General features: G+C 41.4%; 11 protein-coding genes. 4 read left to right on the forward strand and 7 right to left on the reverse strand.

The annotated features are described in order from the left end of the window. Position 1: 1 nt before the first annotated feature. From C1E24_RS08370 to C1E24_RS08390, 5 genes are all read right to left on the reverse strand, one after another. Positions 2-1,009, reverse strand: coding sequence for a zinc-binding dehydrogenase (locus C1E24_RS08370; protein WP_138480478.1), 1,008 nt, complete (start codon positions 1,007-1,009; stop codon positions 2-4). Positions 1,010-1,022: 13 nt separating this feature from the next. Then, positions 1,023-2,441, reverse strand: coding sequence for a TolC family protein (locus tag C1E24_RS08375; protein WP_138480480.1), 1,419 nt, complete (start codon positions 2,439-2,441; stop codon positions 1,023-1,025). Between the two features lies 1 nt (position 2,442). Continuing rightward, positions 2,443-5,571: an efflux RND transporter permease subunit gene (locus C1E24_RS08380; RefSeq protein WP_058029459.1), complete on the reverse strand. Its 3,129-nt coding sequence runs from the start codon at positions 5,569-5,571 to the stop codon at positions 2,443-2,445. A gap of 8 nt (positions 5,572-5,579) precedes the next feature. Further along, on the reverse strand, positions 5,580-6,755 hold the full coding sequence (locus C1E24_RS08385) for an efflux RND transporter periplasmic adaptor subunit (protein WP_138480482.1): 1,176 nt from the start codon (positions 6,753-6,755) through the stop codon (positions 5,580-5,582). A gap of 137 nt (positions 6,756-6,892) precedes the next feature. Then, complete coding sequence (locus C1E24_RS08390) at positions 6,893-7,465, reverse strand: hypothetical protein (RefSeq protein WP_138480484.1); 573 nt, start codon at positions 7,463-7,465, stop codon at positions 6,893-6,895. Between the two features lie 310 nt (positions 7,466-7,775). On the opposite strand from C1E24_RS08390, the gene C1E24_RS08395 reads away from it, so the two are divergent. From C1E24_RS08395 to C1E24_RS21075, 3 genes are read left to right on the forward strand one after another with little or no spacing between them, the layout of a single operon-like run. Further along, positions 7,776-8,123: a metalloregulator ArsR/SmtB family transcription factor gene (locus C1E24_RS08395; protein WP_138480486.1), complete on the forward strand. Its 348-nt coding sequence runs from the start codon at positions 7,776-7,778 to the stop codon at positions 8,121-8,123. A gap of 19 nt (positions 8,124-8,142) precedes the next feature. After that, entirely contained in the window at positions 8,143-8,298 is a 156-nt protein-coding gene (locus tag C1E24_RS21070; protein WP_240721965.1) for a hypothetical protein, read from the forward strand. Positions 8,299-8,352: 54 nt separating this feature from the next. Next, entirely contained in the window at positions 8,353-8,637 is a 285-nt protein-coding gene (locus C1E24_RS21075) for a protein-tyrosine phosphatase family protein (RefSeq protein WP_276609847.1), read from the forward strand. Between the two features lies 1 nt (position 8,638). On the opposite strand, the gene C1E24_RS08405 is transcribed toward C1E24_RS21075, so the two are convergent. Continuing rightward, complete coding sequence (locus C1E24_RS08405) at positions 8,639-9,517, reverse strand: LysR family transcriptional regulator (protein ID WP_138480488.1); 879 nt, start codon at positions 9,515-9,517, stop codon at positions 8,639-8,641. Positions 9,518-9,624: 107 nt separating this feature from the next. On the opposite strand from C1E24_RS08405, the gene C1E24_RS08410 reads away from it, so the two are divergent. Then, positions 9,625-9,999, forward strand: coding sequence for a YybH family protein (locus C1E24_RS08410; RefSeq protein WP_138480490.1), 375 nt, complete (start codon positions 9,625-9,627; stop codon positions 9,997-9,999). Positions 10,000-10,044: 45 nt separating this feature from the next. On the opposite strand, the gene C1E24_RS08415 is transcribed toward C1E24_RS08410, so the two are convergent. After that, positions 10,045-13,419 carry a hybrid sensor histidine kinase/response regulator gene (locus tag C1E24_RS08415; RefSeq protein WP_138480491.1) on the reverse strand — a complete coding sequence of 1,125 codons (3,375 nt, stop codon included), beginning with the start codon at positions 13,417-13,419 and terminating at the stop codon, positions 10,045-10,047. Positions 13,420-13,482: the final 63 nt, after the last annotated feature.

Genomic DNA, 13,482 nt, shown 5'->3' on the forward strand with positions numbered 1-13,482 from the left:
TTTAAGTAAGCTTAACAACCGGTCGCTTAATGCAGGTTTGGTTCAAAAGGCACTGTAACGTGTCTTTAACGCTTTCGACGTTAAACTCAATCAATTCTATTTCTGGTGCTTGTATGGCACCACTTTCAATACCCTTTAAAAGCGTCTCGCCCATAAAACATAAATGTTGCTGTGCGCATAAACTATTTGCCAACCAAGCACCTGCAATCGACACCACGCCAATATTAGGCGCTTTTTCGAATAGTAGCTCTTCAGGGATTGCAGAAAACCCATTTAGACAGGCTATACGCCCACAGAAACTCAGTTTTTGAATATCTTGAACGACACTTTCTTTGCCAATTGTGTTAATCACACAATCAAAGCCATCAGGGCCAATTTCGTGCTTTATTTGGGCACAGATTGCATCGTCTTTTTTACTACAATCAAACACAAAGTCAGCACCCAGTTTTTTCAAACGTTTATGATGCGCCTTTTGAGCAAACGCAAATACTTGTGCTCCCTGTTTTTTTGCATACTGAATCGCAAAATGAGCCACTGCACCTTGTGCGCTGTTTATTGCGAGTGTGTCTCCTTCTTGCAACTTAAGTTTTTCAAGTGCAAGCAATGCCGCCATACCCGAGTTTGGCAATGCAACAGCTAATTCGCTTTCGATTAGCTCTGGTAACTCAGAAACCGCATGATTTGGCATAACAGTAAATTGCTTTAGCATGCCTTGCTGGGCAAGGTTCGCATGAAATAAAACCCGTGCGCCTTTAGCCGGAAATACCCCTTTTGGTGCATCAACAACCGTACCCACAGCATCTGAGCCCAAAATATGCGGATATTGCCACTGGCTAAAGCCTTTTACAGCAAAGCTGGCATCTAAATGATTTAACGCGACATACTCTACTTTTATCAACAGTTCATTACCTCTAGGAGTAGGCAAATCGAGTTGTGTCATTTCCAAATCGAAGTCAGCCCCATGTTGGCGTAACTCCAATGCATTCATTTTGTTGTTATCCTTGTACATGAGGCCTCCTCTTTTAAAGGTTAGATACTAATTGTGATGACCAGCCACCGCTCAATTGGCTATATGCTGCAACAGAAGCACTTAACCATTGGTTATGGGTCAACACTTGGCTGCGCTCAGCACTGAGCACGTCTTGTCTTGCTGCAAGCAAATCAAGGTAGGCTAATTGCCCTTCTTGATATCCCGCTTCAGCTTGTTGATAGGCAGCTCGCGCGGCTTTTACAGTTTGCGTAGAGAGTGCATATTGCTGCTGAGCATGTTGCAGCGCACGCAAAGACAATTCGGTTTGCGACAATGCATCGGTCAAAGTTTGCTTATAACTGTGATAGCTTGCTTCTGAAAATGCAGTTTGAGCGTCAAGTTGAGCTAATAACTGCGGGTAACTGAATAAAGACCAATTGATGCTTGGCGTAACTTGCCAATTCGATTGGGTATTATTGAAGTTCATACCCGGCATATTTAATACGCCAGCAAAGGCCGATAAGCTAATATCAGGATAAAGCGCACGCTCTGCACTTTGTGCCAAATAACCTTGTTGATGTACCTTGGCCATGGCTGAGCGAATATCACCGCGCTGCATGAGTGCGTCATCTGCCGATTGTACATTCACTGTTAAATTAAGCGCATCGTAATCTGTTTGACTCAACACAGTGAAACTAAGTTCATCGGCACGTTTATAGGTTAGTGCACTTAAAATTTGCTCAACTTGGGCAAGCTCAACACCAATTTGAGGTAATCGTTGCTTGAGCTCAAAGTACTGCACACGTGTTCGGTTTAACTCAAGCTCTGTCGCTATGCCCTCCTCAATACGCACTTGAATGATCTCCATCGAGTCTTCAAGTGCTTTTAATTGGTTAAGGGTTAATGCCTGTTGCTGTTGTAAGTTTTGCCATTGTAAAAAACTACGAACAGACATGCTAACCAGCTCAGTCACTAACTGCTGATATTGCGCTTGGCTATCAACTGCCACCGCTTCTGCCGCTGAAGTGAGTGCTGCAATGCGACCCGACAAATCCAGTTGCCAATTCATGTTACCACCCGCGGTTGCTGAACTCACAACATCTGCGTTTGGATTTGAACTACTAGGCGTATTAGAACGGTTACCAGATACCGCTAAGCCACCTTGCGGTAGGTTTGCGTGTTGCTGAGCTGACAACCCAGCAAGGGCGGCGCGCAAACGCGCCATTGAAGCTTTCAAATTTTGGTTTTTGTCCAATACATCAACCACAAGTTGGTCTAACTCAGCGATGTTCAGTTGCTGCCACCAGTTTTGTTCGCTTTGTTTCGACACTTCAGATAACAACACATGTGTGCTTAACGCATTACTGAAAGATTGCGACGTTTGCTGTGCTTGGTCAATATTTGGGGCACTTGCGCATCCTGCCAATACAGCCAGAGCAATGCCCGATAACGTCATTTTAAATACGCGCATTTTATTGCTCCTTAGCCGTTACTAGACGATAGAATACTGGCGTGAATAATAAGCCAAATACCGTTACACCAATCATGCCGAAGAATACGGCATTACCCATTGCTTGACGCATTTCAGCCCCTGCGCCTGATGCCAGTACCAGAGGTACTACACCTGCCGTAAAGGCAATTGATGTCATCAGTATTGGACGAAGACGTAAACGACACGCTTCAATGATCGCCTCTAGATGCGTTGCGCCTTGTAAGTGCTTATCTCTGGCAAATTCGACCATTAAGATTGCATTCTTAGAAGCCAGCGCAACCAGTACAATCAAAGCAATTTGCGTAAAGATATTATTATCGCCACCGAGCATGTATACACCTGCCAGCGCTGAGAAAATCGTCATTGGTACAATTAAAATAATCGACAATGGTAAACGTAAGCTTTCATATTGCGCTGCCAATACCATGAAGACCAATACAACCACCAGTGGGAATACATACACCATAGTATTACCCGCTAAGATCTGTTGATACGTCACCTCAGTCCACTCATAGGTGATCCCTTCTGGCAGTGTTTTCGCCAGTACCGCTTCAATCGCTTGTTGCGCTTGGTCTGAGCTATAACCCGGTGCCGGGCTGCCGTTCAATTCAGCGGTAACATAACCGTTATAGTGCATCACACGATCAGGACCTGTAGTTTCTTCTACAGTCACAACAGAACCTAGAGGCACCATGAGACCTGCAGCATTGCGCACTTTTAAGTTGTTGATCTGCTCTTTCTTCGACCTAAACTTCGCTTCAGCTTGCGCTTTTACTTGATAAGTACGGCCAAACATATTGAAGTCATTCACGTATGCAGAACCTAAATAGACTTGCAGTGCGTTGAATACTTCGTCTAACGGAATGCCTTGAATTAGCGCTTGCTCACGGTCAATGTTAATGTCCATTTGCGGTACTTGAATTCTAAAGCTTGAATATAAGCCCATGAGTGCGGGGTCTTTTTGTGCAGCGCCAATGGTTGCTTGCAGTGCAGCAAATAGCGCTTCAAACCCTTGGTTACTTCTGTCTTCAATTTGAAGTTTAAAGCCACCCGTTGTACCTAAACCCAGAATTGGCGGTGGTGGGAATACGGCCACAAACGCTTCATCAATGGCAGCAAAACGTTGGTTTAATTGCATTGCAATGGCAAAGGCCGACAAGCTAGGGTCGTTACGTTCGCTAAAATCATCCAGTGGCGTGAACACAATGCCGCTATTGGTACTATTGGTGAAGCCATTGACCGATAAACCAGGGAAAGCAACCGTATGCGCAACGCCCGGTACTTCAAGGGCGATCTCTTGCATTTGCTTAATCACTTCTTCAGTTCTATCAAGGCTTGCTGCATCAGGCAGTTGTGCCACTGCAACTAAATATTGCTTGTCTTGCTGAGGAATAAAACCACCCGGTACAGAGTTGAATAAGCCAATAGTTGAGCCAACTAAGGCAAGATACACCACACCAACAACCACACTCATACGGATCAGCTTTTTCACGACTTTTTCGTAGCCTTGTGCGCCTTTATCAAATAAGCGATTGAATGGTTTGAATAACCAAGTACCGAATAACGCGTTCAGCAGTTTTGTCAGCTTATCTTGTGGTGCATCATGTGGCTTTAATAAAATTGCCGACAATGCAGGTGATAAAGTTAATGAGTTAAACGCAGAAATAAGTGTTGAAATTGTAATGGTTAATGCAAACTGCTTATAAAATTGTCCTGAAAGACCGGTAATAAACGCCGTAGGGATGAATACCGCACACAGGACAAACGCAATCGCAATAATTGGCCCTGTTACTTCGCTCATAGCGATTTTAGTGGCCTCAAATGGGCTATGACCATCGGCAATATTACGCTCAACGTTTTCAACAACAACAATGGCATCATCCACAACAATACCGATTGCCAAAACAAGACCAAACAACGACAAGGTATTAATAGACACGCCCAGTAATTGCATGATGGCAAAAGTACCAACCAATGACACTGGCACAGCAATTAAAGGAATAATAGAGGCGCGCCAGGTTTGTAAGAACAACACCACAACCACAACAACCAATAGGATCGCTTCTGCTAGGGTTGCAATCACGGCATCAATTGAGCCACGAACGAAAACCGTTGGATCATAGGCAATTTCATACGTCATACCTGCAGGAAAATCTTGCTGCAAACGCGCCATGGTTTCACGCACATCATCCGATAGCTGAATTGCGTTTGAGCCAGGGCGCTGGAACACAGGCATCGCGAGTGCAGGCTGGTTATCTAGCATGGCACGCAGTGCATAGTTCTCTTGACCCAGTTCAATTTTAGCTATGTCTTTAAGACGTGTAAGTTGACCGTTTTCACCCACTTTGATGATGACTTGCTCAAATTCTTCGATGCTTTCTAAACGCCCTTTTACGTTTAACAGAATTTGAAACTGGTTTTCTTCAGGCGAAGGTTGTGCCCCTAAAGAGCCTGCTGCCACTTGTTGGTTTTGCGTGCGCAAAGCGCCCATTACATCTGTCGCTGTGAGGTTACGTGCTGCTAATGCATCTGGGTTTAACCACACACGCATTGAATATTTTGAACCGCCGAATAGCTGTAAGTCACCCACACCCGGTAAACGCTTAAGCTCATCTTTGATATAAATGTCAGCATAGTTCGCCATATATGCGGTATCTTGAGCGCCATCAGGTGAAACCAAGTGCACCACCATCGCCAAGTTGGGTGACGACTTTTGTGCCGTTACACCTAAGCGCTGTACTTCTTGTGGTAAACGCGGCAAGGCGTTATTCACTCGGTTTTGCACCTGTACTTGCGCTTGGTCAAGATCAGTCCCCAGTGCAAATGTCACCGTTAAGGTTAAACGACCATCACTGGTAGCTTGAGATGAGTGATACAGCATATTCTCAAGGCCATTGAGCTCTTGCTCAAGGGGCGTTGCAACCGTTTGTGAGATAACTTTTGGGTTGGCACCTGGATACGTTGCGTTTACAACTACCGTAGGTGGCACCACTTCTGGATACTCACTTACTGGTAGCTGAAACAATGAAATCGCTCCGGTGATCACGAAGATCAAAGAGAGCATGGCCGCGAATATAGGCCTTGAGATAAAAAAGTGTGAAAAGTTCATAATACTCTCTACTTCGCTGCGCTAACTAATAAATCACTTGAGGTATTTGTAGACTTAAGAACAAACTGAGTATTCTCAAAATTAAATGCCACCTTATTCGGTGTAATTGGCATACCCGGACCAACGCGCGCTGGGCCATTTACTGCAATGCGTTCGCCACGAACTAAACCGCTTTTGATGGCACGATACGCACCATAGCGCTCACCGAGTTCGACCAAGCGATATTGCAAGGTGTTATTTTCATCGACGGTTAAAACAAAGCGATTTTTAAGATCGGTACCAATTGCGCGCTCTGGTACAATTGCCAAGGTTTTTGGTGTTTCTGCAGCCATTGAAATACGCGCAAAGGCACCCGGTTTTAAGTTATGCGCTTGCGCGTCAAACACTGCGCGAACACGCAAAGTACCGGTTGTTGGGTTGATTTCGTTATCAATGAAGTCGACTTTACCTGCAATTGGCTGTTGGCTATTAATGCGTTGTAATTGCACCATCACGCCAGTGTCTGCGTTCATGCCAGCAAACTGTTTGCTCCAAGTGCGTTCGTCTACGTCAAAATACGCATAAACCAAGTCATCAGAAACAATGGTTGTAAGGGCTGTATCACCGGCACTCACATAGTTACCTTGCGTGACATCCGCACGAGAAATGACACCGCTGATAGGCGCAGTTACTTGGCTAAACTCTAAGTCTAATTGCGCTTTTTCAAGCTGTGCAGCAATGGCATTTTTGTTTGCAATGGCACGGCGTAGAGTCGCGTCACGTTGATCTGCTTGCTCTGTCGACATGGCGTTTTTAGCAACCAAACGCTGTGCGCGCTTTGCTTCACCTTGCGCTTGGCTTAACGCAGCTTCAGCACTTACAAGTTGTGCTTTCAAGCTTTCAACCTGAGTTGCAAATGGACGAGGGTCAATGCTAAAAAGTAATTGACCTTTTTCAACGCGCTCACCTTCTTTGAATGCCATGCTTTTAAGTTGACCAGATACGCGTGGTTTAAGAACAACACGTTCAGGTGCTTCTAAGCGAGTCGTGAAGGTATGCCAAGACTGAACTTCTTCTAATTGAACGTTAGCCACATCAATTGTTAATGGCGGCGGTTGTTGGCCTTGTTGTGCATTCGATTGACCACAGCCGCTCAGCACTAAGGCTAAAGCAACTGCACTAAGTGTATAGCTAAGTTTGTTCATGACATTCTCCGATAAAAGTGATTAATGTGATCGTACGGAGAATATCTGTGCAGAAAAATACGCAATTATTAAAAACATTAGTGCCTAATTGGCACCAATAATGTTATTCAGTCATAACAAATCTTGAGAAACCTGCGCTAATCGGACTTCATGACAAAATTATGCTTTTTTGCTTGCTGAGAAATAAAATCAAAGACTGCGTCTTCATCTATCTCGAATTCGCGAGCTTCAAAAGAGCATGAATGTTGACTGTTATCTGCTTCAAAGAAATACGCCTGATGAGACTTATTCACTGAGCAAATTACACTGCGAACATTTGACCAAAGTAGAGAGTGCTCAGCTTCACCAAGCTTTAGACTGACACCTTGTTTATCAAGTCGTAAATAATCGCCTTTGTGTCGCTGATACTTTCGCTTTTGCAGCAAATAAATAAAAGGTGTTGCGACCAAGATAAAAGGCGCAAAAAAAAGTTTAGCTTTAACTAATCCTTCCGTGAAAAGTATCCATGTGCAACATGCCATGGAAATAAATATAGCAATGCTTCCTATCAGGTTATTATTTGGCCGCATAGCTTTCAGAACCGTTTCTTCAGACCAAGTTTTAAGTCGTAACTCCAATGCTTCAACCCGCGCAGGGTACGCTTCTTTATCAATGCTTTCTAAAGCTTCTAGTAACTCCCTGTAAGTGTAATGCGCATAATCTGGTTCCATACATTTCCCTTAAGATTGAATTCAATATACAATAATTGAAATATCATTCATTTTCATCTGCTTATTTATCAATTAAAAACAATTGGAACTGTTAACTTTGTGAGTTAGTTGGCTCGATTTCATTCAATGCTGGCATAAACTGACTGTATTTATCAGCAAAATCTTGCTGGAAAACACAATTGAATATATGATTTTTCATATATTCAATTTTCGCTCAAATATAAGCGCACTTTGTTTTAGAAACTTTTTATACCAATCCTTTTAATTAAGCGAACGAGTTGAAGCTTGCTATCAAAGGCTTAGGAAAATTATGGAACCTGTACAATTTTACAAATGTCTCGCCGATGAAACTCGCTTGAAAAGCTTGCTTCTCATAGAAAAAGAGCAAGAACTATGTGTCTGTGAATTGATGGCAGCGCTTGAAGAAAGCCAACCCAAAATATCGCGTCACTTGGCGCAGCTCAGAAAGTGCGGATTACTTACCGACAAGCGTCAAGGTCAATGGGTCTTTTATAGCATTAATAGCGAGCTCCCTAAGTGGGCTAAAACTGTGCTGAGCAGCACTACTGAAAATAACCCTGACTTTTTAGCAAATGATTTGGCGCGCTTAAATGAAATGGGCGATAGACCTACCCGTGTTTCATCTTGTTGCCCATAAATTCTAGTTAGGAAAGATTATGTCTTTACATCCATTTGATAAATTAACTGTAAAAAACGACATTAGTTTTTTGTTCACGCCTTGCCCAGGAATAAGAGACGCGAATTTAGTCGACTCTGTATCGCAATTGAAAGCGGCTGGTACCAGTGCCATTGTGACGCTGATGTCAGATTAAGAGCTTGAAGAGAATAATGCCTCAACGCTAGGTGAAGTCTGTGCTAACCAAGACATCACTTGGTTTCAATTACCTATTTCTGATGATAAAGGACCTGATGAACGATTTTTTGATGCTTGGCAAAAGCAAAAATCAGCGCTGCTGACTTTACTGAATACACCGGCAACTGTCGCTGTACATTGTAAGGGAGGCTCTGGTCGCACAGGCTTAATGATAGCCATATTGCTCGTTGAGCTGGACTACAGCAAATCTGAAGCAAAAGAAAAAGTACAAGCAATGCGCCCTAAGGCGCTCAGTAAACCTGATCAAGTATCATTCTATGAGCTTTATCAAGCTTAAATTAATGGGTACTTTGAGCAACTAATTTTGTTAGTTGCTCTGTTATCGCTTCAGTACACACTCTGACATTCAATGGTTGATTTTTGCCATAAGGATGCATTGCGAAGACAGGGTTACTCGGCAATATTAATTCAGAATCTACAGCCACCAGCTCATCGGCAAATTGAGACAAATAAAAATCAGGCACAACTCCAATGCCTGCCCCCGCTTTAAGCAATGATATACATGAATAAAACGAGTTCGTTATACATTGTGCCTCCGTAGAAAATTGCTGCACTTCTTTATTCTCTTTCACAAAGGTGTGCGAAACCTTTTTACCTTGCCACATATTAGCAATATAGGGTAACGACCCTAATTGCTGACCAGCAAACTCTGGCATACCACAAAGTACATCTTTGAATGAGCCAATGCGCTTTTGCGTTAAACTGCTATCAGAAGAGCGGCCGACTCTGATTGCCAAATCAATATCATGCTCCATAAAGTCTAACTGCTCATCGGCGTTTATCAATTCAGGTTTTAGGTCTGGGTAGCGCTTGAGCAGCTCAGCAATCACTGGTGTCACTAAAGTTTCCATCAAAGCGTTTGGCGCTGTGATCCTTACACGCCCTTTTGGTTCATTTAGAAAGGTTTGTGCTTGTTCCCATGCATTACTAGCAATAAGGTTTATCTCTTTGCATTGCAAATAAAACCGATTTCCCGCATCTGTGAGCGACAATTTTCGCGTAGTACGCTTTAACAAAATAACCCCAAGAGCAAGCTCAAGATCTTTTAAGTTTTGGCTGATCACAGACTTTGAGAGCGATAGTTGCTCACCAGCTGCAGATATAGATCCAGCTTCAACTATCGCGGCAAAAATCATCATTTGTTTTAAACGTTTCATTTTATTGTTCTGTATAGAAAAACAGTTATTTCTATTATATCTGTTTTTAAAACTTTTAAATCCGTTAATCTAGCCTCAAAAATATTGATATAAAAGAGAGACTAGAAATGATCGAACAACAAGTATTAGAGGCATGTAAACAAGGGATCGCATCATGGCAAAAAGCCTTTAACAACCAAGACGCTAAAGGCTGTGCCATGCAATATAACGATAATGCAGTTATGCAAGCACGCCCATTTGGTACCTTTGAAGGCAGACAAACAATAGAGTCATTCTGGCAAGGCATTATTGACCAGGGCTTCAAAGAGGTTGAATACACTGATGTAGAATGGAGAAAATTTGATGATACAAGCTTCATTTTGACTTCAAAATGGACCATGAATAAAGCATTTGGTGTCGTTCTTCGCGAACTATGGCGAATAGAAGCAGATGGTAAAGCACGCCTTATTGAAGACGAATTCGAAATTATGGGCGAACGTTAATACCTTTAAATAAATTAAGCAGGCTGTATTCTTCCTGCTTAATTACTAAGTTTTAAAAATGATATTGATCATATTGAGCAGTTTTTCTTTATTGAAGGGTTTATAGAGAATTGCATCACCAATAATTTGCTCAGGGTCATCAGTGCCTATATACCCCGAGATAAATAAATAGTTTAAGCTTGGGTTATGTAGTTTCGCTTGCTTAATAAACTCTATACCGCCGTTATTCGGCATAACAACATCACTGATCACAAAATCGATTTTTTGCTCTTTGAGAATAGAGAGTGCTTCAACTGGGTCTTCTGTATCAAATACTTTAACGCCTTCAGCTTCTAAAAAAGTTCTGATCAAAAAGCGAATACTTTCTTCGTCATCAATAAGCAGTATTTGTTGTAGTGAGTCAGGTAATCGGCTTTGTAATTTTTTATCATCTACGGTTTTTTCTGCTTCACGGTACTCGCACATTGGAATATATACTAAAAACGATGTTCCCATTCCCAACTCAGAAACCACATCAATACTGCCACCGCAAGATTTAATAAAACCATAGCATTGCGCGAGACCTAAACCATTGCCTGACTCTTTCTTCGTTGTAAAGAATGGGTCAAATACTTTATCGATATGCTCTAGTGGAATACCACACCCTGTATCTGTTAATGTAATTTTGATCACTTCTTCAGCATTAAGCTCAAGAGCACTGGACTCTTCATAACTTAAAGTATGTCGACACGTTTTTATTAAAAACTGCCCACCATCAGGCATCGCATGCATGGCATTGATTGCCATATTTAACAACAAATCTTCAAATAAATTTTCTTCTAAGTAGGCATCAGCAATTTGCTTGTCTAACTCAAGATGTAATTTTATTTTTGAAGTCATTGCTGTTTCTAGCAACTTTTTATTTTTTTCGATGAGTTGATTTATATTTACTTGAATAGGCGTCAAATTACTTTTTTTAGCAAAAGTAAGTAGGTTATTTGTCAGCTTCTGGCCACGTGAACAGGCGTTTTCAATGGCTTCAATGCATGAACTGGGGTCTTGTTTAAATTCATTTAACAGTTCGGTATAGCCTAATATGATCCCCAAGATATTGTTAAAGTCATGGGCAACGCCACCAGCGATATTTCCTAATGACTCTAGTTTTAAACTTCTATTAATAAGTTTTCTCTGCTGCTCATGTTCGCTCATATCTTGAAAATTAGCGATAAAGTGCAAGTCACCTTGCTCAGTCGGAGGCATACTTGCGACCGCGATTCTAATTGGGAATGTATGACCCTGTTTGTGTTTGGCTCTTATATCTCGACCAAGGCGATTATTAATAATCAGTGAGAATCCAGTTTTTATAAAATTCTGAACTGTTTCTTTATGGTGGCCTACGCCGTCAGTGAGCATATCAACATTCTTACCCACCACTTCGGACTCTTTATAACCAAAAATATTTTCAGCTTCTGGGTTAAATGAAAGTATTTTCCCCTCACTATCGACGGTAAAAACTCCTTCAAGCATAGACTCTATGATGTGCTTTTGCTCGGCTTCTTTGAGCTCAATAATCCTCTGTTTAGCTTCAAGCTCAGTGATATCTTCCCCTTTAAAAATAAAGCCAACAATGACTCCATCATCAGACCAATAAGGTATATACGATACTTTTAAAGCTTTAATCCTTGTTGTATTTGGCAAGTTAGTTTCAATAAAGCTCACTGACTCCCCTTGTAATGCCTTGTCTACTTTTTCTTTTAATTTATTGAAAAATAAGGTTTCTCCTAAAATTTCAGAAACCGACTTGCCAATAACTTCTTCTCGGGTTAAACCATGTATATCAAGGTAGGCTTGATTGACTGTTTTATATCGATAGTCCAAATCAAGAAAGGCAAACATATCACGGGAGTTTTCTATGATCCCTTTGTAACGTTTTAACTCTTTCATCTGATGATATTTTTCAGATAAGTTAACCACGAAAACGATAAATTCTTGACTGTCTTTATTAAAAATAGAACCGCCAATTAATATAGGAACAGGATGCCCACTTTTATGGATATACACCTTCTCAAAGGGGGTCCAATACCCTTTAATATTGGCCTCCTCTACGGCTTTTATATCCAAATGAAGATACTCAGGCGGGGTTAAGTTTTTCCAATCTATCTCTCCACTTTCAAGCTCTTCTCTTGAATAGCCAATCATGTCTAATATGGTCGAATTTGCATCTAAAATATGCCCTTGTGCATCAGAATGAATGATGCCGATAAAGTTAGACTCCTTCCAACGCTTGAACCGTTCAGCCTCAGAGTCGAGCTTGGCGTTTAACTCTGTTAACTCCGAAATCGATGTATGCAAAAAATTATCAGACTCAAGTCTTTGCTTATTCATTGAGTTAATGGCTTTGCTTACCTCTTTAATTTCTCTTATGGCTGAGTGCTCTTCGATGAAATCAATTCTCCCTTTCGCTGATTTAGCCAATGCCAAATAAATGTTGATGAAGGGTTTTGTAAACCAAGCGGCAATCAAGATTGAGGTAAAAGTAACTACTAAAAGAGCCGCTAATAACACTTTGAAAGATCGTATTGTCAGTACTTCAAGTTTTTTGAACATCTCCTGTTTATCTATTTTAACTATCATGCCCCAGTTAGTTTCTGGTATGTGATGAGAGATTGCTAATACAGGAATATCTCGATAGTCCACATAGTGTGGGAAAACATCATTAACGCCGTTCATCGCATGAGTGATTGGGATTTCTAAATTACTCTTTGGGACTGTAAGTGTTAGTGCGACTGAAGGATCATGTCTGGTTGGGGTTAAAAATATAGCATCGCCATTTTTATCTTTTGCAGCTAAGACTATCTCCCCCGTCTGACCTAGCCCTGTATAATCACTGACAATTCGGTTTAATTCGTCACTTTTAAACGCAACTTTAATGAAGCCTATCACATCATTCTTCAATGTGATTGGTTCAATAAACAGTAATTGCTGCTGGTCTTCTATGAAAATCACCTCAACATTAAACGCATTTTTTTCGTAACTTTCGCCTCTATTTAAAGTCGGAATATTTAGCCAATCATTAGAGGGGAGGAGCAAATTTTGCTGTCTACTATACAAGGCGATGCCTTCAATGCTATCTATAGCTTCAATAACATCTGTAATGATTTGTTTAAGTTTTTCAGATTGTTGCTTTGATAAATCTGAAGCACTGTCTTCTATAATTGTGCGAAGCTGAGTCCGACTTTTGATAAGAGCCACAGCTTGCTTTTTATTTGCAAGCAGCGTCTTAATCCTTTGATGTTGTATGTCTGCAATTTCTTTTAACTTAAACTGTGTTTCACTCAGCAGTAATGCCCTTTCGTTGTCTATGTTAATCATATGCAATACCACCAAAGGCAGCATGGTGCTGAAAAACATGATTGCCATAATCAGGGTGCGAAGCTGCATAAACTCGGTCTCTTATAAAATAATCAAATAAGTCATATTTGTTGCTTGATTACATCCAGTTAA

The sequence above is a fragment of the Pseudoalteromonas phenolica genome (genome assembly GCF_005876835.1).
Classification (GTDB): Bacteria; Pseudomonadota; Gammaproteobacteria; order Enterobacterales; family Alteromonadaceae; genus Pseudoalteromonas; species Pseudoalteromonas phenolica_B.

Bases quoted from the DNA above. Each gene is read 5' to 3' on its own strand.
- C1E24_RS08380 (WP_058029459.1), bottom strand. From the start codon at position 5,571: ATGAACTTTTCACACTTTTTTATCTCAAGGCCTATATTCGCGGCCATG.
- C1E24_RS08370 (WP_138480478.1), bottom strand. From the start codon at position 1,009: ATGTACAAGGATAACAACAAAATGAATGCATTGGAGTTACGCCAACAT.
- C1E24_RS08385 (WP_138480482.1), bottom strand. From the start codon at position 6,755: ATGAACAAACTTAGCTATACACTTAGTGCAGTTGCTTTAGCCTTAGTG.
- C1E24_RS08415 (WP_138480491.1), bottom strand. From the start codon at position 13,419: ATGCAGCTTCGCACCCTGATTATGGCAATCATGTTTTTCAGCACCATG.
- C1E24_RS08395 (WP_138480486.1), top strand. From the start codon at position 7,776: ATGGAACCTGTACAATTTTACAAATGTCTCGCCGATGAAACTCGCTTG.
- C1E24_RS08390 (WP_138480484.1), bottom strand. From the start codon at position 7,465: ATGGAACCAGATTATGCGCATTACACTTACAGGGAGTTACTAGAAGCT.
- C1E24_RS21070 (WP_240721965.1), top strand. From the start codon at position 8,143: ATGTCTTTACATCCATTTGATAAATTAACTGTAAAAAACGACATTAGT.
- C1E24_RS08405 (WP_138480488.1), bottom strand. From the start codon at position 9,517: ATGAAACGTTTAAAACAAATGATGATTTTTGCCGCGATAGTTGAAGCT.
- C1E24_RS08410 (WP_138480490.1), top strand. From the start codon at position 9,625: ATGATCGAACAACAAGTATTAGAGGCATGTAAACAAGGGATCGCATCA.
- C1E24_RS08375 (WP_138480480.1), bottom strand. From the start codon at position 2,441: ATGCGCGTATTTAAAATGACGTTATCGGGCATTGCTCTGGCTGTATTG.